Genomic DNA, 20,951 nt, shown 5'->3' on the forward strand with positions numbered 1-20,951 from the left:
GAAACCGCGTCCTTTCTGCTTGTCGCTCACGCCGCGCCAGGCGGCCCGCTAACCTCCGCCGAACAGCGTCAGGAACAGCGCGTTGTCGGGCGTGCCCGTATGTGCGTGCGTGCGCAGCGGCGATCCGTCGGCACGGTTGGTCCACCAGAAGCTGGTGCCGCCGTGCGGATCGAAATAACCGGACAGCCCCGGCCACGCGGCCGGCGCCGGCAGCGCCGGCAGCGCCGCCGGCAAACCGTCGACGATGTCCGCGAGCGTGCCGCCGCCCGGCGCGAGCCGCACGCGTTCGAGCGTCTGCTCGAGATGGCCCGGCGCGCGCGCATGGCGGATCGCGTCGAGCAGCGCATGGCCGACCTGCCAGTAGAACGCGTCGGCGGCGTCGGGTAGCCCGTTCCAGTAATCGGCCGCGCGCATCGGCAGCGTGACGATCACCGGGTAGTAGCGCCCCACGCGGTCGCAGCTCGGCGCGAGGCAGCCCGGCTGCACGCACGACGCGCCGGCGCCTGCCGGGATCAGGAAATTCCAGACCGGCGCGACCGTGTAGTGGCGCTCGATCTCGTCCGCGCCGCGCTGGCGCATCGCGGCCATCCCTTGCAGGAGCCAGCGTTCCCACCAGAGCGCGAGCGCATGCGGCAGCCGGCTGTTCACGAAGTCGCCGGCACCGGGAATCTTCCCGTACCAGGCCGGCGCGTCGCCATCGGCGCGCGCGAGCGGCGGTGTCGGGCTCATGGCTTCGGAGGGCATGTAAAGGACTCCATCTGGGGCAGCCTGAACGGATTGCGGACACTGCCCGCATTCACCTGCAGCACGATCGGTTTGCCGTCGACCGTGAAGCGCGCAATCATCTGGTCCGAGCCGCGCCCGGCCGACACGCCCGCGCGGTCGAACAGCCGGTGCAGCGCCCACGGCCCGTCGGTCGTGAAGCCGTCGGTCGTACCGGCCTGCCCCGACACCTGCAGCCGCACCTGGTTGCTGCCGCGCGGGCCCGGCCAGTCCACCGCGCTCTGCACGAGCGGGCCGTGCGCGTAACGGACGATCTGCCCGTCGACGTCGAGCACCATCTCCGTGATCGACGGGTCCATTTCGAGCGGCTGGATCTGCACCTTCAACTGCGCGGTGCGCGCTGCGCCGCCGAAATAGACGTCGCGGATCACCGCGGCCTTCTCGAACGACGCAAGCATCTCGGCCGCCGACGGATCGGCATCGGCATTACGGTTCGCGAAGCGCCACGGGTGCGACGTCGTATCGACGATCGACTGCAGGTTCTTCTGGAAGAAATCGTCCATCAGCCCGCCCGGCGCGAACATCTGCGCGAAGTCCGCCGGCGCGACGTCGCGCGACGATCCGCGCGCGAACGGATAATGGCCCGCGATCGCCTGCCGGCAGAAATCGCCGACGTTCGCGCCGGCGCGCTGCATGACGCTGCGCTGCTCGACGGTCGCGACGCTGCCGTTCGCGACGTTCGACAGGTCGTCGAGTACTTCGCGGAATGGCGTCGGCAGGCGGCCGGCCTGCGCACGCAGCCGCGCGGGCGCGTCGGACGGCGGCGGTTGCGCGCCGCTGCGAAGCGCGTCGTCGGTGGCCGTCAGGTAGGTGTACAGCGCGTCGATCGATTTCAGCACCGCGTCGAACGCCTGCGCCTGGTCGCCGCTGCCCGGTGCGAACGTGCGAAGCCCGGCGAAGTGGCTGTCGATCACCTGCTCGGCGCTCGCGGGCGCCGCCGCGGACGGATTCGCGTCGCTGGCCTGGCCCGCGAAGATCTGCGACAGCGAGCTGCGTGCCTCGTCGACCTTGTCCTGCGCACGCGACGCGAGATTGCGCGCCCCACCCGGCGCATCGCCGAGCGCGGTGTCGCGCGCGAGCGCGACCATCAGCCGCGTGAGCGGCGAATCGGCCGACGACAGCGCGCGCGCGACCTGGATGCTCTGCGCGAGCGTCGCGGTGCGCTGCAGCTTGATGTCCGCGAGATAGTCGTCCCAGATCTTCAGGTAGTCGTTCAGGTAAAGCTGGCGGATGTCGCGCGCCCAGGCGGCCGCGTCGTTCGGCCCGGGGATCTCGGACAATCCAAGGTTCAGCACCCACACTTCCTCGCGCCCGTACGCATCGACCTCGCCGGCCAGGCGCGGCGCGAACACGTTGCGATAGCCGTTGCGCGTATAAAGGCCCGGCACGCCTTCCGACAGCGGCTTGCCGCTCTGTCGCCGGAACACCAGCGACGCGTCGGGGCCGACCGCGCGCGCGACGCTGAAGTCGAACGCGGACGTCGCCGGGCGCAACGTGCGCGTGAGCTGCCGATACAGCCGCTGCGAGAACGGCACCTGCCGCAGCCGGTCGCGCACGTCGGCCACGAGCCGCTCGTTCATCGGATACGGCGACACCGCGACGCGGCTGCCGAACAGCGCGGCGAGATGCGCGCGCAGCGCCGAACGTTCGGCCGGCGAGAAATCGGGCGGTAGCGCGCGCTCCACTTCCAGATCGACGACGGCCTGCACGAACGCGGGATCGTAGTGCGCGCTGTCGTACAGCATCAGGTACGCCTTCAGCGCCGCATACGCGTATTCGGTCTCGTCGGGCCGCGCGTCGCGCAGCGCGGCCTCCATCCGGCTCGCGGCGATCGGCAGCAGCACGTCGTCGAGCGCGCGCCGGTACACGGCGTCGACGGCCTCGTCGATCTTCTCGCCCTGGAACAGCCCCCACCGATACGCCAGCGGCGGATGCGACAAGTCGACGCCGCCCGCGTTCGCGAGGCTGCCGAGCGCGTCGAGCAGGGGCAGCAACCGGGCGATGTCGGTCGCGTCGGAGAACTTCGCGCCTGCGATCTGCGCATCGACGGCCGGCACGCGCGCGGCGATCTGGTCGAGATACGCGCGGTTGTTCGAATAGCTGCGCAGCCACGCGACCAGCACGGCCACGCATACCAGCGCGAGCAGCGCGTAGCCGGCGATCTGCAACACGCGCCGCTTCTGATGCCAGCGCAGGTCGCTGCCGGCCAGCGCCGCTTCGCGGAAGATATGTTCCTGCAACAACGACTTCAGGAAGAAGCTGCGCCCGGTCGAGCCGACCTGCGCGACCGGCGGCACGCCTTCGATCTTCAGGAAGCGCTTGATGCCGCTCATCACGCGATCGAACGCGGTGCCTTCCTGCGTGCCGCTCGTCAGGTAGACGCCGCGCAGCATCGGCATCGGCTCGAAGCTCGAGACGGAAAACACTTCGGCGACGAACTGGCCGAGCATGTCCTGCAGGTCGGCGATCTGCTGCGGCAGCAGGTACGTCATCTCGCGCTGGCGCGCATCGGTCTGCGCGGCCAGCAGTTCGGGCAGCCCGTCGTTGAGCCGCTGGTGCAGCAGCCGGTATTCGCGGTCGAAGGCCGCGCGCAGGTCGAAGCCGGGCGCCTCGCTCTGCGCGAGCGGGAACGTGAAGCCCCACACTTGCGCGCATTCCGCGCGGCCGTAGTTGCCGAAATACTCGGCGAAGCCCGCGAGCAGGTCGGCCTTTGTCACGAGCAGGTACACGGGAAAGCGGATGCCGAGCTGCGCGCGCAGCTCGAGCAGCCGCTTGCGCAGCACCATCGCGTGCTGCGTGCGTTCGATTTCCGATGCGCCGAGCAGGTCGGCGACGCTGATCGTCAGCATCGCGCCGTTCAGCGGCTGGCGCGTGCGGTACTTCTTCAGCAAATCGACGAAGCCCTTCCACTCGGCTTCGTCGAGCGCGCGGTTGCCCTCGTGCGTCGTATAACGGCCGGCCGTGTCGATCAGCACTGCGTCGTTCGTGAACCACCAGTCGCAGTGGCGCGTGCCGCCCACGCCGCGAATCGCCGCGCGGCCGAACTGCTCGGCGAGCGGAAAGCTGAGCCCGGAATTCACGAGCGCGGTCGTCTTGCCCGAGCCCGGCGCGCCGATGAACACGTACCACGGCAACTGATACAGATATTGGCGCGACATCCGGTCGAACCAGCGCGGCAGGCCCTTGCGCACCGTGTCGGCCTGCCCGAAGCGGACTTTCTTCAGCAGTGTCGCGGCTTCGTCGAAGCGGCTGCGCAGTTCGTCGAGCTGCGCCTTCGCCGGATCGTCGGTGGTCGCTGGCCCCGGCACGGCCTCGCGAAGCTGGTTCAGCAGTTGCGCGTTGAGGCGGCCGGCGCGCCAGCTGCGCCACGCAACGCGCGCGCCCCACGCGGCGAACAGCACCGCGATCGTCAGCCCGCGTGCCCAGCCGCTTTCGAGCGGCCGGATTTCGGCGAACGCGAACAGCGGGCCCGCGAGCCACACGAAGCACGCGAGCACGACGAGACCGGCGAAGGTCCAGATCTCCCGCGACGGCAACGGCCGGACGAAACGCGCGACAGCCTGGTTCATGTCAGTTCGCCCCCTGCGTCGCGCCGACGGCGGCGCTGCCGGGCGCCGGCAGCAGCGTGATCTCGACGCGCCGGTTCAGCGCGCGGTTCGCGGGCGTATCGTTCGGCGCGACCGGATCGAGCGTGCCGCGCCCTTCCGCCGCGAGCCGCTCCGGATGGTCGAGCCGCGCGGCGATCATGCTGCGCACGGCTTCCGCGCGTTCGCGCGACAGATCCCAGTTCGACGCGAAACGCGCCGTATGCACGGGCGTGTCGTCGGTATAGCCGGTCACGCGCACATTGCCGGGCACCTTGTTCAGCGCGTCGGCGACCCGCGCCAGCACCGGCGCGTAACGGTCGATCACCGATGTCGAGCCGGACTTGAACAGCCCGTCGCCGCGCAGCACGATCACGCTGCGATCGGCGTCGTCGCGTACCGACACGAGGCCCGCCGCGATCTCGGGTTCCAGGAACCTGGCGATGCGTGGCGCCGGCGCCGGGCGCGGCGGTGCCTGCGCGGGTTGCAGTTTCGGCACATGCAGCGCGTCGATCGACGCGAACAGTCGATCCGAATGCCCGGCGAGCGCGATGCGCAGCCCGACAAACACGCCGAAGCCGATCAGCAGCGCGAGCGCCACGCACATCCACAGCGGCACGACGAAACGGCGCGCGACGTCGCGGGTGACGACGTCGCGCCAGTGCGGCGACAGCGCGGGTTCGAATTCGCCGCGCACCGAGCGGATCGTCAGCGCGAGCTGGTGGCGCAGCGCATCGAGTTGCGCGTGGCCGTTGTCCAGCACGCGATAACGGCCCTCGAAGCCGAGCGCGAGACAGAAGTACAGCAGCTCGAGCAGGTCGAGATGCTGGCGTGGCTGCTGCGACAGGCGTTCGAGCAGGTGGAAGAACTTCTCGCCGCCCCAGGTTTCGTTGTGGAACGACACGAGCAGGCTGTGCGACGACCACACGCTGCCGCCCCACGGCGTCAGCGCGGCCGCCTCGTCGAGCGCCGTGCACAGGCAGTAGCGCGCACCGATGATCGCCTCGGACGGCACGCCGGCTTCCTGCGCACGCGCCTCGAACTGGCGGATTTCGACGACGAGATGCTCGCGCAGCCACGCCGGATTCGGATGATGGACGGTCGAGCGGATCTGCGGCACCAGGTTGAGCAGCGGGTTCGCGGCCGCGACGAGCGGGTTCGTGCCGCTCGCGGCCCAGCGGCCGGGCCGCGGCTGCGTGGCGGTCGGCCCGGCCGGACCCACCGCGCCCGCCGTGGCGGCCGGATGCATGCCGCCCGGATTCGGCGGCACGAATCCGCCGGCGCCGGCGGAGATCGAATCGGAGGAAGAATTCATCGCGATGCCCGCCCTCACCCGCGTATCGCCCAGAACTCCATCGAGAGCCCCGGGAATTCGCCGGCGAAATGAAAAGCGAGACCGCCCGAGCGCGCCAGTTGCTTCCACAGGTCGCTGCCCTTGTCGATCTCGAAGTACGTATGACCCGCGTGATACGGGATCTGCCGCGGCGCAACCGGCAACTGGCGCATCGTGATGCCCGGCAGCTGCAGCTGCACGAGATCGCGGATCCGCTCGACGGGCCCGAGCTTCGCCTGCGCGGGAAAGCGGGTGCGCAGGCTGTCGGCCGGCACGTCGGCGCGTACCGCGAGCACGAAGCCGGCCGTGTCGCGCAGCGCCGGGTCGGCGAGCGTCGCGACGCGGATGCCGTTACCCGCATCGCGCAGTTCGATCTGGATCGCGTTCTGTTCGAGCACCGTCGACAGCGATCGGCGCAGTTCCGTCATCAGTTCCGCGAAGCTTGTGCGCAGGTCGTCGTGCACGTAGACCGCGAGCGACTGCGGGCGCCGGCCGGCCGCCGTGAACGTGCTCAGGTCGCACGCGAGCTTCAGCCAGTCGCAGAACAGCGCTTCCGGATGCGTCGAAACGTGCTGCTGCGCATGCCAGGTCAGCGCGAGATAGCGGTTCACGAGCTGCAGCAGCAGGAAATCCGCGACTTCCGACACGCCGCCGCGCCCGGGTTCCGACAGCCGTTCCGCGAGCGCCTCGCTGCGTTGCGTGAGCAGCCCGTGCAGTTCGCGCGCATACGCCAGCAACACGGCATCGCGCTGCGCGACGAGCCGCGGCGGGATGTAGCCGTCGTCGACGAGCAGCCGCGCGTCGGTGCGCCGCTCGACGATCCGCGCGACGCCGAGCGCGTGCCAGTCGCCGGTCAGCTCGGCTTCGAGCATCAGCCGCACGTTCAGGCGCCCCGTTTGCAGCAGCGCGGGGCCGAGCGCGACGGCGTTCGCGTCGGCCACTTCGTATTCGCGCACGACGTAGCGCGCGACGTCCGCATTTCCGTTTGCGCCATTTCCACCGTTTCCGCCGTTAGTGGCGCCCGCGCCGAACGACACTTCCTCGCCGCCGCCGCGCCACAACGGCAGCGCGAGCACGACGAGCTGGTCTTTCGCGTCGGCCGGCACGTCAAGCGGCTCGGGGAGATCGTCCGGATGTGCCAGGTCGAACGGCGTGCCGTCGCGCATCACGCCCGATGCGGCGCGCAGCGCGACCTTGCCGAGCGCGAGCTGCTCGCGATCGATTTCCAGCGCGTCGAAGCCCCAGTAGAAGCCTTGCAGCGGCAGGCAGCGCAGCGCGACGTAGCGTTCCCAGTGCCGTTCGAGCTGCTGGAAATGCTGCGGCCGCAGGAACATCCCTTCGGTCCACACCACGCGCTGGCGGAGTGCCGCGACCGGCGTCGCGGACATTGTCGGTTCGGTCATGGGCGCCCCCGCGTGTCGTTCAGCGCGATGCCGCCGTTCCTGATCGCGATCGACAGCTTCAGCTCGCCCGGCGACGTCTGCCAGAACTTGTAGAGATTGAGCTGCTTCGCGCGCGGCAGCGGCACCGTCAGCCGCCAGCGATTCTTTTCGAGCACGCGGTATTCGGCGACGACGCCGATCGCGCCGGCCTCGACATTGCCGCGATAGTGCAGCGTGCGCGAGTCGCCGGGCCGCAGGATCACGCGGTCGGTGCCGAGCAGGTCCGCGCCGAGCACGTTCTCGGGCTTGTCCTGCAGCGAGAAGAAATCCGCGCTGTCGAATGCCGATGCCGCGCGCAGCTGGAACACCTTCAGCACGATCGGCGACGGTTTGCGGTTCATGTCAGGGTTGACGTCGGGCGCCACGTCGACCGTGATCGCATACGGCACCGCCGCGGCGTGCTCCGTCGCGCCGCACCCCGGAAGCAGCAACACGCATCCCCATACGATGAGACTGCTCGACCGCCATTGCATATTCCACCCTCGCCACCCAATAGCCATTCGCCGATCCTGGACTACGGAACCGGATGGTCTGATCAAAAAAGGGACAATTAATTGACCGGTAATTGTGTAACTCGAATATCCTTCCATTGCAATTTGTGCCGGCAAATCGTTTTTGTAAAAAGCCGGGTCAAATCATCCGTGGTTTGTAAAAGTGAATTTGGTGAGATGACAGGTAATTTGATTGAGTTCGTTCATTTAACAGAAAAAATTAATCCGACCAGTTCGCCATGGCGGCCCGGTTCTATTGCGTGGACACCCGTCGGATGGGCTCGGGGCGCAAGCCGGCCGGCCGCCGGGCAAGGGACGCCCGCGACGTTGATGGTGTGCCAGGCTATTCGTTTTGCGCGAACGGACGAACCATTTTTTCGTGCATTGACGAGCGCCGACAAAACAACTGACGAATCCGAAAAACACAGCGAACTATAGGTTCGTTTTTTTGGATTCACAAGCACTGAAATTCGTAGTGATTTTCCATTTAATTGGAATCGGATCGTCTAAATGAAACAAAACGTAACAGCAACGGCGATGCCGATGATTGGCACTAGAATCCAACAGCGCTTGTGTGCCACCTTCCAATTACGCGAATTCTTAATTTCAATAATGACAGGCCGTTCATTGCTCGTTGTTTTGCTCGGCGCGTTGTGGCTGGGGGCCGGCGGGTGCAGCACGTCCCCGCCGCAGTCGGCCGCACGCACGACGGTCGACAGCGCGCGCGCCGCGTACGACAGCGGCGACTACGGGCGCACGATCGCGTTGCTGAGCCATGCGAAGGAGATCGACGGCGCCGACATCAACACGCAGGTCGCCGCGCACAAGCTCCTCGCATTCAGCTATTGCGTGACGAACCGCGTCGCGCAGTGCCGCGCCGAGTTCTCGAGGATTCTCGACCTCAACCCGCGCTTCGACTTGTCCGCTGCCGAGAAGGGCCATCCGATCTGGGGGCCCGCGTTCGAATACGCGCGCCGCAGACATGCGTCGTCATCCTGAACGAACCGGTCGACACGCGCGCGCTTCATCTACAGAGCGACGTATGACATGCAACTGATCGTGATCGAACATGCCGGCGAGCCGGTCGAAAACGACTCCTACGACGCCGTCGTGTTTCATCCGCCGGGCGGCACCATCGGCCGGGCCAGCGACAACCATCTGGTGCTGCGCGACGACACCCGGCAGATATCGCGGCTGCAGGCACTGCTGCAGGTCGGCGACGACGCGTGCCTGCTGAAGAACCTGAGCAGCGTCTCGACGATCGAGGTGAATCGCGAGCCGGTCGGTTACGCGCAGGAGCGCCCGCTCAATACCGGCGACATCATCCGTATCGGGCCTTACGTGCTGCGGGCGGAGCGCGACGATGGCAGCGACGCGCCGGTCATCGACATGGCGCCCGATGCCGGTGTGCACGTCGACAGGCGGGGCGCGCCGGAAGCCGCCGCGCAACCGTCGCGCGCGCCCTCGCCTTCGCGCGACGATGCGAAAGGCGCCGGCAACCGGCTGTGGGGGCTGCTCCAGGATCGTCTCGCCCCGCGTGGCAAGGTGGCGGATGCCGGTACACGACCGGGCGGTCCCGCACGCGCGGACGCCGCGCAGCCTGCGCACCGCGCCGCGTCGGCCGAATCGCCCGCGCCGTCGCAGCGCGACCTGAATCAGTTGTCGACCGATCCGCTCGACCTGTTCGCGCAGTCGTCGGGCGATATCGGCGGCACGTCGGGTACCGCGTCGTCGGCCGCTCGCGGCGATGCGGATCGCGATACGCCGTCCGCGACGCAGGCCGATCACGCGCCCGAGTGGACGCAGCACGTGCGCGTGCAGCCGGCGGCCGCACATGCCGATACGCGGCCGGCTGACGAACCGGTGCCGCATGCGACGCGCGCACCGGCACCGCCGACGCCCGACGAGTTGCTGAATGCGTTTTTCGAAGGCGCCGGGCTCGATACGGCCGCCGAATCGCATCAGTGGTCGGCCGAGCAGCTCTATATCGCGGGCCAGTTGCTGGCGCTGTTCGCGAACGGCACGGTCGAGCTGCTGTCGTCGCGCAGCATCCTGAAGCGCGAGGTGAAGGCGCACATGACGATGCTGCTCGATCGCGAGAACAACCCGCTGAAGCTGCTGCCCGACGGCGGCGCCGTGCTGCGGCAGATGTTCGGACTGCCGCTGCCGGGCTTCATGTCGCCGCAGAGTGCGGTCAGCGATGCGTTCCAGGATCTGCACGCGCACCAGATCGGCATGGTCGCCGGCATGCGCGCTGCGCTGATGGACCTGCTGACGCGCTTTTCGCCGCAACGGCTGCGCGAGCGCGACGATGCGATGCGCTGGTACGAGAAACGCGTACCCGCGCTATACAAGGCGCGGATGTGGGATCGCTACGCGGCGACCCATCGCGATACGGTGTTTGCGATCGAAGACGATTTCGCGTCGGTGTTCGGCAAGGCGTTTCTTGCCGCGTACGACGCGGAGGTGGAGAGTTATCGGGGGAGCGGCCGGCATTGAAGGGGCCGATGCCGGCCGCGTCGCATGGATCGCGCGACGAACGTCAGACCAGCGGCGGATGAACCGCCTGCTTCAAGCCGCTCGAGTAGTGCTTGTAGTCCCAGGCCACGCTATCGCCGGGTTGCAGTGTGTAGACCGCACACGAGACGTCGGGCATCTGGCCGTTGACGAAATACACCCACCAGTAGCCGTTGCCGCCCTGGTTGGCCTCTACGCCACCCAAGGCCGTAATGAACAGGCTCGCGCCTGAACCCTGCCATTGCGGGCTGAGAGCGGGCGACACGCCGTCGGCCGTCAGCAGATCGAATACGGTTGTCACGCCGGGGGCAATCGCGATGCGGTCGTTCGCTTGCCACGGCGGATTGTGAAATTCTGAACCCCAATCGACGAATTGATTCGCTACCGAGCTGGCCATGGAGATATCTCCGTAGTGGTGGTGAATGCCTGAACTGCGCCCCTCTGCTCTTTTTCGTGGTTTGTTGAAAGCGCCAGGTTCTGACCTGGGTGTCGGAAAGCTGTATCGATCATTTGCTGATCGCTCAATTCAAGCCGATCGCCGAATCACAGGCAGACTGTTTCAATTAAATGACGTCGCTCGGTGATTGTTGCAAATTCTGTTGGCATGATTTCCGTTTCGAATGGCGCATTTTCCGTTTTTCTATTACAGGCGCCTTTGCCGTCCGTGAAATCCTGATATTCGTATTGGTCAGAGAATAGGCGATGGACCGCCCCCTCGCAATGCCAGTCACTCGACTGGTCCGGGTTCGCTTCACCGCGGACGTCGATCGTCACGACAAACAAGGGAAAACTGAGCTGGTTTTCGAGAACCTGTCCGCATTTTGGTAGGCGACGCAATTGAAGAGATTATGACGCAATCGTCATTTCTCCATTACGCGCGCCTTGCCGTCCTTTAAATCCCGATATTCGTATCGATCAGGGAATAGCCAATGGACCGGCGGCCCGTCATATCGCTCGCGCGTGACTAACGCACAGCGCCCCTCCGCTCCCCGGGCAAGTCACAACAGCTCGCCCCGCACGTCCCTTCCTCCTGTGTCCTTCACCCCATGACGTCGGGCAGCGCTTTCGGCCCATAGGCCGCCTGCGTGCGCCTGCTTGTCGTTGACGCATGCCCGCTCGTGGGCCCTCTCCCATCCACGAAATCACTGGAGCCCGTTCATGGATATCGATCGTAACCCTATCGGCGGCACCCTGCGGATCGCCGCATGTTCGTTTGCCGCCGCACTTTCTTTCGCCACGCAGGCGCAGGGGGCGACCGCCTGCTATGCCGTCGACATGCGCGGATCGCCGCTCTACGTGACGTCGGATGTGTTGCGCGACGCCGCGCTCAAGGTCGCGAACGCGCGAGTCGACGCCGCCGGGAATACGGCGTTGACGCCGGTAACGCCCCCGCCCGACCCGAAACGTTGCGACGGGGCGAACGATCGCCTTCCTGCGGAGGGTCCCGGCACCGGCAACTACTTCGGCAATGTCGTGAGCCCGTTGAAGTTCCTGCGTCTCGCGGCGTATCAATGCTCGGGAGCAGGAAGCCAGAGTCAGTTCTTCTCGATGAACCAGGCCATTTATTATCGTCAGTGTGGAGGCGGGCAATACTCGAACTACATTCACTTCTGGGGACGCGCGAACGGGAACGCGAGCACGTGTTTCGCCAGCGACTACCCGACGATGTTTGCCAAGGCCACCAAAGACAGGACGCAGGCGGACCTGCTCAACGCGATGAAGACGGTTTACTCGGGCGGCCTGAGCGGAGCCGCCGCGAACGATCAGGCGCTCGGCAACGCGATGGCGGCGATCCTGATCGCCGAAAGCAATCGCGACTACCTGGTCAACCTCGAGAACTACATGCTGATGGACCTGGCCGGTGTGAAGAAGGCCACGCCGGAGCAAATCATCGGGGGCCACTGCGTGCCGAATGCCGGGTCCTGCCAGAACCGCGGCCAGTCACAGAACGGCAAGCACCCGATCGCGTGGGGCGGAGCGCAGGAAACCATGATGGTGAACGGCTGGGGCCAGGGGGCAGGTGCCAATAGCGCCTTCGGCAGGATATTCGAAGGCAACCTGTCGGCCGAGTGGGCAGTCGCGAAAGGAAAGGCCGCTAGCGCGAAGGTCGCCGAATGCGGCAAGGTTCCGCGAACCTACGGAGATCTGAACCCCGACCAGCAGAAGGCAGTGAAAGGCGTCTTTGAAGGCATTCTGCCGGCCCGCTGAGGTTCGCCGTCGGTCAATGCGTCAGGAAAACGCCGCCGCCCCCATACGCGGAAGCGGCGGCCTCACTACGCTCGACCTGTCGTCAAACCGCCATCACCGTCACCGACTTCGTGACGAGGTACGGCTCGAGCGCTTCCGGCCCGCCTTCCGACCCGTAGCCCGAATCCTTCACGCCGCCGAACGGCATTTCCGGCCACGGCGTTGCCGGCTGGTTGATCCACAGCATCCCCACTTCGAGGCGCTGCGTGAGCAGGTGCACGTTCGCGAACGAACGCGTGAACGCATAACCGGCCAGACCGAACGGCAAACGATTCGCTTCCGCGATCGCATCCTCGAGCTTGTCGAAGCCGCGAATCGCCGCAACCGGGCCGAACGGTTCGTTGTTGAACACGTCGGCCTCGAGCGGCACGTTCGCGATCACGGTCGGCGCGAAGAAGTTGCCTTCCGAGCCGATCCGCTCGCCGCCGGTTTCGATGCTCGCACCGACCTTGCGCGCGTTGTCGACGACCGATGCCATCGCGGTGAGGCGGCGCGGGTTCGCGAGCGCGCCCAGCGACGTGCCTTCTTCGAGGCCGTTGCCGACCTTCAGCCCTTCGGCGTGCTTGACCAGCGCGCGCGTGAATTCGTCGCGGATGCTGTTGTGCACGAGGAAGCGCGTCGGCGAAATGCAGACCTGCCCCGCGTTGCGGAACTTCGCGCCGCCGGCGGCTTTCACCGCGAGCGCGACATCGGCGTCCTCGGCGACGATCACCGGCGCGTGCCCGCCCAGCTCCATCGTTGCGCGCTTCATGTGCTGGCCCGCGAGCGCGGCGAGCTGCTTGCCGACCGGCGTCGAACCCGTGAACGTGACCTTGCGGATCACCGGGTGCGGGATCAGGTACGACGAGATTTCAGCCGGATCGCCGTACACGAGGCCGATCACACCGGCCGGCACGCCCGCGTCGACGAACGCGCGCAGCAGCGCGGCCGGCGATGCCGGGGTTTCTTCCGGCGCCTTCACGAGGAACGAACAGCCGGTCGCGAGCGCGGCGCTCAGCTTGCGCACGACCTGGTTGACCGGGAAATTCCACGGCGTGAACGCCGCGACCGGGCCGACCGGCTCCTTCACGACGGTCTGCTGCGCGCCGAGGTTGCGCGGCGGCACGATCCGGCCGTACACGCGGCGGCCTTCGTCCGCAAACCATTCGATGATGTCGGCCGCCGACAGCATTTCGACGCGCGCTTCGGTGAGCGGCTTGCCCTGTTCCTGCGTCATCAGCTGCGCGATCGCGTCGGCGCGTTCGCGCACCAGCGCGGCCGCCTTGCGCATCGTCGCCGCGCGCTCGTGCGCGGGCACCTTGCGCCACGCCTCGAAGCCGCGTTGCGCGGCGGCGAGCGCGCGGTCGAGATCGGCGATGCCCGCGTGGGCTACCTTGCCGATTACCTTGCCGGTCGCCGGGTTCACGACGTCGATCGTCTTGCCGCTCGCGGCGTCGACCCACTCGCCGTCGATCAGCAGTTGCGTATCCGTATAAGTCACGTTAGCCATCCAGACACCCCTACATTGCGTCGATAAAACGCGCGCTGCCGCTCATGGCCGCGCGCCGGTTGACAGAAAGAGCAAAGCCGCCGGGGCAGACAGGCACCCGGTGGCACCGACGGCAGGCATGCCGGCCCGCCGCCGTTCCGCATGGGGCCGCGCTCAGCGCGCGGCCGCCGTCGCCTTGCGGAGTTTCGCGACGTCCGCCGCCTGCACGGGCGGCGCGCCGTTGTTCCAGCCGGCGCGCATGAACGTCAGCACGTCGGCGATCTGCCGGTCGTTCAACTGGTTCGAGAACGCCGGCATCGGATACGCGGACGGCACGCCATCGATCACGAGCGTGTCGCTGCCGTTCAGCGTCACGTTGATCAGCGACGATGCATCGGTCTCGAGCACGTTCGGATTGCCGGCGAGCGGCGCGAGCAGCGGCGCGTAACCGCGCCCGTCCACGCCGTGGCAATGCAGGCAGTAAGCGTTATACACCTTCGCGCCCGGATCGGCCGCCGGCCGGCCCAGCACCACCTGCGTCGCCTTCGGATCATAGCTGTACGGCGGCGCGCCCGTGCCGCCCGCGGCCGGCAGCGATTTCAGGTAGCGGGAAATCGCCGCCAGATCGTCGTCGTTCAGCGCCTGCGTGCTGTGGTTGATCACGCTCACCATCGAGCCGAACGCGGTCGCATGGCGGTTCGCGCCGGTCTTCAGGAACTGCGCGACGTCGGCCTCGTTCCAGCGGCCGAGCCCCGTGTTGGGCTCGCCGGTCAGGTTCGACGCGAACCAGTTGTCGATCGGCGCACCCGACAGGAACGCCGCGCCGCCTTCGTCGAGCGCCTTCTCCTGGAAGCCGACGCCGCGCGGCGTGTGGCACGACCCGCAGTGCCCGAGCCCCTGCACGAGATACGCGCCGCGGTTCCACATCGCGTCCTTGGCCGGCTTGTCGGCGTACGGCGTCGTGTCGAGGAACACCGCGTTCCACAGCGCGAGCGGCCAGCGCATGTCGAGCGGCCACGGGATGTCGGACGGCCGGTTCGCCTGCTTCACCGGTTCGACGCCGTGCATGAAGTACGCGTACAGCGCCTTCACGTCGTCGTCCTTCAGCTTCGCGTACGACGGATACGGCATCGCCGGGTACAGGTGATGGCCGTCTTTCGCGACGCCCGCGCGCAGCGCGCCCGCGAACTCGGCCTCCGTGTAGCCGCCGATGCCCGTGTCCGGATCGGGCGTGATGTTGGTCGTGTAGATCGCGCCCATCGGCGTGACCATCTTCAGGCCGCCGGCGAACGGCGTGCCGTGCGGTGCGGTGTGGCACGCGACGCAGTCGCCGGCTTTCGCGAGATACGCACCGCGCGCGACGAGCGCGCTGTCGGCCGGCGCCGTCGACGCGGCGTGCGCGGCCGTGCCGGCCAGCAATGCGGACAGCGCGAGCAGCGATGCGCCGAGCGCGTTCAGGGTGAGGTTTCGCATGATCGTGCCTCCCTCAAGCCGTCTTCAACTGGTTGCCGACCGGCAGCTTGCGCAGCCGCGTGCCGGTTGCCGCGAAGATCGCGTTCGACAGCGCCGCCGCGGTCGCGGCCGTGCCCGGTTCGCCGATCCCGCCCGGTGCTTCGCCGCTCTTCACGAGATGGACCTCGATCGGCGGCGTCTCGTTGATCCGCAGCATCCGGTAATCGGTGAAGTTGTTCTGCACGACGCGCCCGTCCTCGATCGTGATCTCGCCATACAGCGCGCCCGTGATCCCGAAGATGATGCCGCCCTGCACCTGCGCCTCGATCGTGTTCGGATTGACGACCATCCCGCAGTCGACCGCGCACACGACGCGCTTGACCTGCACCTCGCCGTCGTCCACCGCGACGTCGATGACGATCGAGAAGAAGCTGCCGAACGCGTGCATCACCGACACGCCGCGCCCTTGCCCCTTCGGCAGCGACGGGCCCCAGCCGGCCGCCTTGGTCGCGACGTCGAGCACGTTGAGCGCGCGCGGCGTCTTGCCGAGCAATGAACGGCGGTACTGCACGGGGTCGGTCTTGGTCTGCGCCGCCAGCTCGTCGATGAAACTCTCGACGACGAAGGTGCTGCGCGTCGGCCCGACGCCGCGCCAGAACGCGGTCGGTACGTGGCGCGGCTCCTGCCGCACGTAATCGATCAACTGGTTCGGCAGGTCGTACGGCAGGTCGGTGGCGACCTCGACCGCGTCGGGATCGACGCCGTCCTTGAACGCGGGCGGCGCGAAGCGCGCGAGGATCGACGAACCGACGATCCGGTGCTGCCACGCGACCGGCTTGCCGTTCGCGTCGAGGCCGGCCGAGATCCGGTCGTAGTAGTAAGGCCGGTACATGTCGTGCTGGATGTCTTCCTCGCGCGTCCAGATGACCTTCACGGGCGCGTTGACCTGTTTGGCGATCTTCACGGCCTGGCCGATCATGTCCGTTTCAAGCCGCCGACCGAAGCCGCCGCCGAGCAGGTGGTTGTGCACGACGATCTTGTCCGGCGGAAAGCTCGTGAGCCGCTGCACGGTGTCGACCGCCCGCGTCGGCACCTGCGTGCCGACCCAGATCTCGCAGCCGTCGCTGCGCACGTGCACCGTGCAGTTCACGGGTTCCATCGTTGCGTGTGCAAGGAACGGCTGTTCGTAGACGGCGTCGATGCGGGTTTTGGCACCCGCGAACGCCTTGCCGACGTCGCCGTCCTTGCGTGCGACCGCGCCCTTGCCGTTCGCCGCGGCCTGCGCGAGATCGGCGACGATGTCCTTCGTCGATACCTTCGCGTCCGCGCCTTCGTTCCACTTCACGACGAGCGCCGACGCGCCGCGCTTCGCGGCCCACGTGTGATCGCCGACCACCGCGACCGCGTTGTCGACGCGCACGACCTGGCGCACGCCGGGGATCTTCTTCGCGGCGGTGTCGTCGACGCTCGCGACCGTGCCGCCGAACACCGGGCTGTTCACGATCACCGCGTACAGCATGCCGGGCACGCGCACGTCGAGGCCGAACTGCGCGGTGCCGTCGACCTTCTCCGGCGAATCGAGCCGCTTCGCGGGCGTGCCGATCAGCTTGAAATCTTCCGGCTTCTTCAGCGCGACGTCCTTCGGCACCGGCAGCTTCGCGGCTGCGTCGGCCAGCTGGCCGTACGACGCGCGCCGGCCGCTCGGCGGATGCTGCACCTCGCCGTTCGCGGCGCGGCAGGTTCCCGGATCGACGTTCCATTGCTTCGCGGCCGCCGCGACCAGCAGCGTGCGCGCGGTCGCGCCCGCGCGGCGCAGCGGCTCCCACGCGTAACGCACCGATGTCGAGCCGCCGGTGAGCTGGCCGCCCAGCAGCGGATCGAGAAACAGCTTTTCGTTCGGCGGCGCGTGATCGAGCGTCACGCTCGACAGCGGCACTTCGAGTTCCTCGGCGATCAGCATCGGCAGTGCCGTATAGACACCCTGCCCCATCTCGACCTTCGGCATCACCAGCGTGACCTTGCCGGCGCGGTCGATCTGCACGAACGCGTTCGGCGCGAACACGCCGGCGCGCGCGGTTTCATCGCCGTCGCCGCCGATCACCGACCGGCGCGTGTCGTCGCCCGCGGCCGGCAGGCTGAAGCCGAGCAGCAAGCCGCCGCCCGCCGCCGCGCCGAGCGACACGCCGAACTTGAGAAACGAACGGCGCGACACGCCCGCGCCGGCCCGACCTGCTTCGATGAGTCCTCGAGACATGTCAGGCTCCCTTCGCGGCTTGTTTGACCGCCGCGCGAATCCGGTTGTACGTGCCGCAGCGGCAGATGTTGCCGGCCATGGCCGCATCGATGTCGGCGTCGCTCGGATTCGGGTTCGACGCGATCAGCGCGGTGGCCGCCATCACCTGCCCCGACTGGCAGTAGCCGCACTGGACGACGTCGAGCTCGCGCCACGCCTGCTGGACCTTGTGGCCGGCCGGCGTCGCGCCGACGGCTTCGATCGTCGTGATCTTGCGGCCCGCGACGGCCGCGACCGGCAGCACGCACGAGCGCGCGGCGACGCCGTCGAGATGCACGGTGCACGCGCCGCATTGCGCGATTCCGCAGCCGAACTTCGTGCCGGTGAGGCCGACGACGTCGCGCAGCACCCAGAGCAAGGGCATGTCGTCGGGGGCGTCGACCGTGCGGGTTTCGCCGTTGATGTTGAGGGTGACCATACAGCCTCCGGGGCCGGTGTATTGGGGAAACGGCGCGAACGGCACGCCGTGCGGGGTCGTCATTGTCATCGCCGTCGCGCGGTGCGCCACGGGTGCCGCGCGGCCCGGGTGGGGCGAGCCGCGGCGGTGGTCCTGCGGTTGTTACTCGGCCACGTCGAGGCCCGACAGCACCTTGATGACCGGCGGGGCCGTGAACCAGTCAGCCGACTTCGCGCGGAATTCACCGAAATACGGGCTGGCGAGGTGCGCGTCGAATGCGGCCTGATCGTCGTAGATCTCGTACAGGTGCAGGTTCGGCGAGCCGTCCTGCTCGCGGAACAGGTCGTAGCGCCGGTTGCCCGGTTCGGTGCGCGTCTTGACGACCATGCTGCGCAGTTCGGCCTCGGCTGCCTGCGCGTGTTCGGGTTTCACGAACAGCGAAGCAATCACGTGAAGCGCCATCTTGTTACTCCTTTCGAAACGGGATCGAGCATGCCACAAGCCGGCGTCGCGTGACGCCAGCGTGCAGCCGCATGCAGTTGCCGTGCGGTGGTATCAGGCCAGTTCGTCCGGACCCACGCGCACGACGACCTTGCCGAAGTTCTTGCCGGCGAGCAGGCCGATCAGCGCGTCCGGCGCGTCGGCGAGGTCGGGGACGACATCTTCCAGCGTCTTCACCTTGCCCTGCGCGACCCACTCGCTCATCTCCTTCATGAACGGCGCATAACCGGTCGCATAGTGATCGAGGATGATGAAACCCTGGATCCGGATGCGTTTGCGCAGGATCGTGCCCATCAGTGCCGGCACGCGGTCGCGGCCGCTCGCCACGGCCGTGTCGTCGTATGCCGAGTCGTTGTAATGCGCGATGATCCCGCACACGGGCACGCGCGCGTGCTCGTTGAGCAGCGACCAGACCGCGTCGAACACGGCCCCGCCGACGTTCTCGAAATAGACGTCGATGCCGTTCGGGCACGCGTCCTTCAGCTTGGCGGCAAAGGCCGGATCGCGGTGGTCGACGCAGGCGTCGAAGCCGAACGTTTCAGTGACGTACGCGCACTTGTCGGCGCCGCCCGCGATGCCGATCACGCGGCAGCCCTTCAGCTTCGCGATCTGGCCGACCACCGCGCCGACCGCGCCGCTCGCCCCCGCGACGACCACGGTTTCGCCGGCCTTCGGCTCGCCGATCTTCAGCAGCCCCGTATAGGCGGTGAAGCCCGGCATGCCGAGCACGCCGAGCGCGTACGACGGATGCGCGAAGTCGCGGCCGAGCGGAATCAGGTCACGACCGTCGGACAACGCATAGTCCTGCCAGCCGGCGCCCGCGACGACGAGGTCGCCTTCGCGGAACGCGGGCAGGTTCGACGACACGACACGGCTGATCGTGCCGCCCACCATCACGCCGCCGAGCTCGACCGGCGGCGCATAGGACGGCGCGTCGCTCATCCGGCCGCGCATGTACGGGTCGAGCGACAACCAGACCGTGCGCAGCAGCACCTGGCCGGCGCCGGGCGTCGGCACGTCGCCGGACTCGGTGCGGAAATCGTTCGGCGTCGGCGCGCCGACCGGGCGCGAATTCAGGATGATCTGGCGATTTGCGGTCTTGCTTTGCGGCATGTGAGCCTCCGTCAACAGGAATAAACGTGCTTCGTGGGCACGATCGGATCAGGGGTGGACCAGCAGAAGATGCGCGCCGGCGGCAGCGTCGGCGGTCAGGCCGTTGCGGTCGCATGCGTGCGGTTGGAATGATCGGGACAGCGTAACGCGGAGCAAGGCGTTCGTCATGCGTGATTGAGTAGACCAGTCGTCTAGAATCAGGGTAAAAACAAGGCGCGCTGATGCGCGCCCGGCTTACGACTGCGCGCCGTCATGCGCGGCCGGCGGCAGGTTCAGCATGCGCCGCGTTTCGGCCATCGCTCTTTCGAGCGGCTTGCGGTTGCGGTGAATCTTTTCCAGCAGCGTCGCGCCGAGCCACAGCTCGTAAAGGATTGCGGCCGTGTACGACGGATCGTCGACCGCGCTCAGCGAGCCGTCGGCCAGCCCGGCCTCGATGCCGCCCGCGAGCCGCTCGATGATCTGGCTCGTACCGTTCCGCAGCACCGCGCGCATCGCTTCCGACAGGTCCGACACTTCCGCGCCGAGCTTCACCGCCAGACACTTGCCCTCCGGATCGTCCGCGCACTGCGTGTGCAGCCAGTTGCCCCAGTACGTCATCAGGCGCTCGGCGCCCGTGCCGGCCTGATGCTTGAGCAGGTTGTCGAGATGCGCGAGATAACCTTCGAAATACGATTCGAGCAGCGCTTCGCCGAATGCCTCTTTCGAGCCGAAGTAATGGTAGAACGAGCCCTTCGGGATGCCCGCCGCAGCGAGAATCTCGTTCAGACCGACCCCCGAAAACCCCTTGTGGAGCATGATCGGCTTCGCGATATTCAGGATGTGCTGGCGAACTTCCGCGCCTGAAGATGCATTCATGATGGCGTATGGTAGCAACGATTAGACCGGTCGTCTAGTAACGTCCAACCGGCATGTTTAGCGGCACTTTACCCGATCCCTGCCGCGCGCCCAATGCCCGGCCGGCTTTCTCCGTCACCTGCTCCCGCATAACCGCGTGCCGGCGTCACACGAACGACTCGGTTTCGTCGCGGGCGTTTCATCGATCTCCCGCATAAATACGCGCGGCGCATCTGCCGGCGAGCGCGAAACCGCGGCCGGCATTGCACACGTGTGCAATGCGCCGGACTGTCGTTGCCTCCTCCCGAACCCGTGACCAGGAACGCCCAGGACCGCTTCGAAACCCGAACGCCCGTCCGCGCCGAACCGCCGGCGCTTCATCCAGCGCGGCGCCGCGCTGACCCTGTCGCCGCTCGTCGGCACGCTGGCCGCCTGCGGCGGCGACGGCAGCACGACGTCCGCATCGTCGTTCGCCGCCGCCGGCGCGGCGGATGCG

At 67.5% G+C, this 20,951-nt stretch carries 17 protein-coding genes; 3 read left to right on the plus strand and 14 right to left on the minus strand.

The features are described from left to right. Positions 1 to 48: 48 nt before the first annotated feature. Genes tagF through tssJ form a run of 5 tightly spaced genes read right to left on the minus strand, consistent with a single transcriptional unit; the run spans position 49 to position 7,615 of the window. Complete coding sequence (gene tagF / locus ACTRWB_RS09520) at positions 49 to 744, minus strand: type VI secretion system-associated protein TagF (protein ID WP_446901715.1); 696 nt, start codon at positions 742 to 744, stop codon at positions 49 to 51. Next, positions 726 to 4,352 (minus strand): type VI secretion system membrane subunit TssM, encoded by a 3,627-nt coding sequence (gene tssM, locus ACTRWB_RS09525; RefSeq protein ID WP_446901716.1) that lies wholly within the window; start codon positions 4,350 to 4,352, stop codon positions 726 to 728. The genes tagF and tssM overlap by 19 nt, the downstream gene beginning before the upstream one ends. 1 nt (position 4,353) lies before the next feature. Beyond that, entirely contained in the window at positions 4,354 to 5,682 is a 1,329-nt protein-coding gene (locus tag ACTRWB_RS09530; RefSeq protein ID WP_446901717.1) for a DotU family type VI secretion system protein, read from the minus strand. A 14-nt stretch (positions 5,683 to 5,696) separates the two neighbouring features. Further along, the gene (gene tssK, locus ACTRWB_RS09535; RefSeq protein ID WP_446901718.1) at positions 5,697 to 7,103 is read right to left on the minus strand and encodes a type VI secretion system baseplate subunit TssK; all 1,407 of its coding nucleotides are present in this window, start codon (positions 7,101 to 7,103) and stop codon (positions 5,697 to 5,699) included. Beyond that, entirely contained in the window at positions 7,100 to 7,615 is a 516-nt protein-coding gene (gene tssJ, locus ACTRWB_RS09540) for a type VI secretion system lipoprotein TssJ (RefSeq protein WP_446901719.1), read from the minus strand. The genes tssK and tssJ overlap by 4 nt, the downstream gene beginning before the upstream one ends. 630 nt (positions 7,616 to 8,245) lie before the next feature. Here tssJ and ACTRWB_RS09545 point away from each other — a divergent pair. Together ACTRWB_RS09545 and tagH are read left to right on the plus strand one after the other, a co-directional pair. Then, positions 8,246 to 8,632, plus strand: a complete 387-nt coding sequence (locus ACTRWB_RS09545) for a TssQ family T6SS-associated lipoprotein (protein ID WP_129517284.1) — start codon at positions 8,246 to 8,248, stop codon at positions 8,630 to 8,632. A gap of 48 nt (positions 8,633 to 8,680) precedes the next feature. Continuing rightward, positions 8,681 to 10,132: a type VI secretion system-associated FHA domain protein TagH gene (gene tagH, locus ACTRWB_RS09550; protein ID WP_446901720.1), complete on the plus strand. Its 1,452-nt coding sequence runs from the start codon at positions 8,681 to 8,683 to the stop codon at positions 10,130 to 10,132. Positions 10,133 to 10,175: 43 nt separating this feature from the next. On the opposite strand, the gene ACTRWB_RS09555 is transcribed toward tagH, so the two are convergent. Further along, on the minus strand, positions 10,176 to 10,547 hold the full coding sequence (locus ACTRWB_RS09555; protein ID WP_129514902.1) for a DUF4430 domain-containing protein: 372 nt from the start codon (positions 10,545 to 10,547) through the stop codon (positions 10,176 to 10,178). A 146-nt stretch (positions 10,548 to 10,693) separates the two neighbouring features. Further along, positions 10,694 to 10,924 carry a hypothetical protein gene (locus ACTRWB_RS09560; RefSeq protein ID WP_446901721.1) on the minus strand — a complete coding sequence of 77 codons (231 nt, stop codon included), beginning with the start codon at positions 10,922 to 10,924 and terminating at the stop codon, positions 10,694 to 10,696. 384 nt (positions 10,925 to 11,308) lie between these two features. On the opposite strand from ACTRWB_RS09560, the gene ACTRWB_RS09565 reads away from it, so the two are divergent. After that, a complete protein-coding gene (locus tag ACTRWB_RS09565) occupies positions 11,309 to 12,358 on the plus strand; it encodes a hypothetical protein (RefSeq protein WP_446901722.1) in 1,050 nt (349 codons plus the stop codon). Between the two features lie 82 nt (positions 12,359 to 12,440). Here the strand turns inward: ACTRWB_RS09565 and ACTRWB_RS09570 are convergent, their stop codons facing one another. The 7 genes from ACTRWB_RS09570 to ACTRWB_RS09600 all read right to left on the minus strand — a co-directional run bounded on the left by ACTRWB_RS09570 (position 12,441) and on the right by ACTRWB_RS09600 (position 20,476). After that, entirely contained in the window at positions 12,441 to 13,886 is a 1,446-nt protein-coding gene (locus ACTRWB_RS09570; RefSeq protein WP_048244459.1) for an NAD-dependent succinate-semialdehyde dehydrogenase, read from the minus strand. Between the two features lie 153 nt (positions 13,887 to 14,039). Then, positions 14,040 to 15,338 (minus strand): c-type cytochrome, encoded by a 1,299-nt coding sequence (locus ACTRWB_RS09575; RefSeq protein ID WP_446901723.1) that lies wholly within the window; start codon positions 15,336 to 15,338, stop codon positions 14,040 to 14,042. A gap of 13 nt (positions 15,339 to 15,351) precedes the next feature. Then, positions 15,352 to 17,571 carry a molybdopterin cofactor-binding domain-containing protein gene (locus ACTRWB_RS09580; protein ID WP_446901724.1) on the minus strand — a complete coding sequence of 740 codons (2,220 nt, stop codon included), beginning with the start codon at positions 17,569 to 17,571 and terminating at the stop codon, positions 15,352 to 15,354. A gap of 1 nt (position 17,572) precedes the next feature. After that, a complete protein-coding gene (locus ACTRWB_RS09585) occupies positions 17,573 to 18,028 on the minus strand; it encodes a (2Fe-2S)-binding protein (protein WP_048244466.1) in 456 nt (151 codons plus the stop codon). 141 nt (positions 18,029 to 18,169) lie between these two features. Then, positions 18,170 to 18,469 (minus strand): putative quinol monooxygenase, encoded by a 300-nt coding sequence (locus ACTRWB_RS09590; protein ID WP_193100546.1) that lies wholly within the window; start codon positions 18,467 to 18,469, stop codon positions 18,170 to 18,172. 93 nt (positions 18,470 to 18,562) lie between these two features. Continuing rightward, the gene (locus tag ACTRWB_RS09595) at positions 18,563 to 19,621 is read right to left on the minus strand and encodes an NADP-dependent oxidoreductase (RefSeq protein ID WP_446901725.1); all 1,059 of its coding nucleotides are present in this window, start codon (positions 19,619 to 19,621) and stop codon (positions 18,563 to 18,565) included. Positions 19,622 to 19,855: 234 nt separating this feature from the next. Further along, positions 19,856 to 20,476, minus strand: a complete 621-nt coding sequence (locus ACTRWB_RS09600; RefSeq protein ID WP_193100548.1) for a TetR/AcrR family transcriptional regulator — start codon at positions 20,474 to 20,476, stop codon at positions 19,856 to 19,858. Positions 20,477 to 20,951: the final 475 nt, after the last annotated feature.

It is taken from the genome of Burkholderia sp. YIM B11467 (assembly GCF_052952715.1).

Excerpts from the sequence above, each read along its gene's own strand:
- tagF (WP_446901715.1), bottom strand. The coding sequence starts at position 744 with ATGCCCTCCGAAGCCATGAGCCCGACACCGCCGCTCGCGCGCGCCGAT.
- tssM (WP_446901716.1), bottom strand. The coding sequence starts at position 4,352 with ATGAACCAGGCTGTCGCGCGTTTCGTCCGGCCGTTGCCGTCGCGGGAG.
- ACTRWB_RS09530 (WP_446901717.1), bottom strand. The coding sequence starts at position 5,682 with ATGAATTCTTCCTCCGATTCGATCTCCGCCGGCGCCGGCGGATTCGTG.
- tssK (WP_446901718.1), bottom strand. The coding sequence starts at position 7,103 with ATGACCGAACCGACAATGTCCGCGACGCCGGTCGCGGCACTCCGCCAG.
- tssJ (WP_446901719.1), bottom strand. The coding sequence starts at position 7,615 with ATGCAATGGCGGTCGAGCAGTCTCATCGTATGGGGATGCGTGTTGCTG.
- ACTRWB_RS09545 (WP_129517284.1), top strand. The coding sequence starts at position 8,246 with ATGACAGGCCGTTCATTGCTCGTTGTTTTGCTCGGCGCGTTGTGGCTG.
- tagH (WP_446901720.1), top strand. The coding sequence starts at position 8,681 with ATGCAACTGATCGTGATCGAACATGCCGGCGAGCCGGTCGAAAACGAC.
- ACTRWB_RS09555 (WP_129514902.1), bottom strand. The coding sequence starts at position 10,547 with ATGGCCAGCTCGGTAGCGAATCAATTCGTCGATTGGGGTTCAGAATTT.
- ACTRWB_RS09565 (WP_446901722.1), top strand. The coding sequence starts at position 11,309 with ATGGATATCGATCGTAACCCTATCGGCGGCACCCTGCGGATCGCCGCA.
- ACTRWB_RS09570 (WP_048244459.1), bottom strand. The coding sequence starts at position 13,886 with ATGGCTAACGTGACTTATACGGATACGCAACTGCTGATCGACGGCGAG.
- ACTRWB_RS09575 (WP_446901723.1), bottom strand. The coding sequence starts at position 15,338 with ATGCGAAACCTCACCCTGAACGCGCTCGGCGCATCGCTGCTCGCGCTG.
- ACTRWB_RS09580 (WP_446901724.1), bottom strand. The coding sequence starts at position 17,571 with ATGTCTCGAGGACTCATCGAAGCAGGTCGGGCCGGCGCGGGCGTGTCG.
- ACTRWB_RS09585 (WP_048244466.1), bottom strand. The coding sequence starts at position 18,028 with ATGGTCACCCTCAACATCAACGGCGAAACCCGCACGGTCGACGCCCCC.
- ACTRWB_RS09590 (WP_193100546.1), bottom strand. The coding sequence starts at position 18,469 with ATGGCGCTTCACGTGATTGCTTCGCTGTTCGTGAAACCCGAACACGCG.
- ACTRWB_RS09595 (WP_446901725.1), bottom strand. The coding sequence starts at position 19,621 with ATGCCGCAAAGCAAGACCGCAAATCGCCAGATCATCCTGAATTCGCGC.
- ACTRWB_RS09600 (WP_193100548.1), bottom strand. The coding sequence starts at position 20,476 with ATGAATGCATCTTCAGGCGCGGAAGTTCGCCAGCACATCCTGAATATC.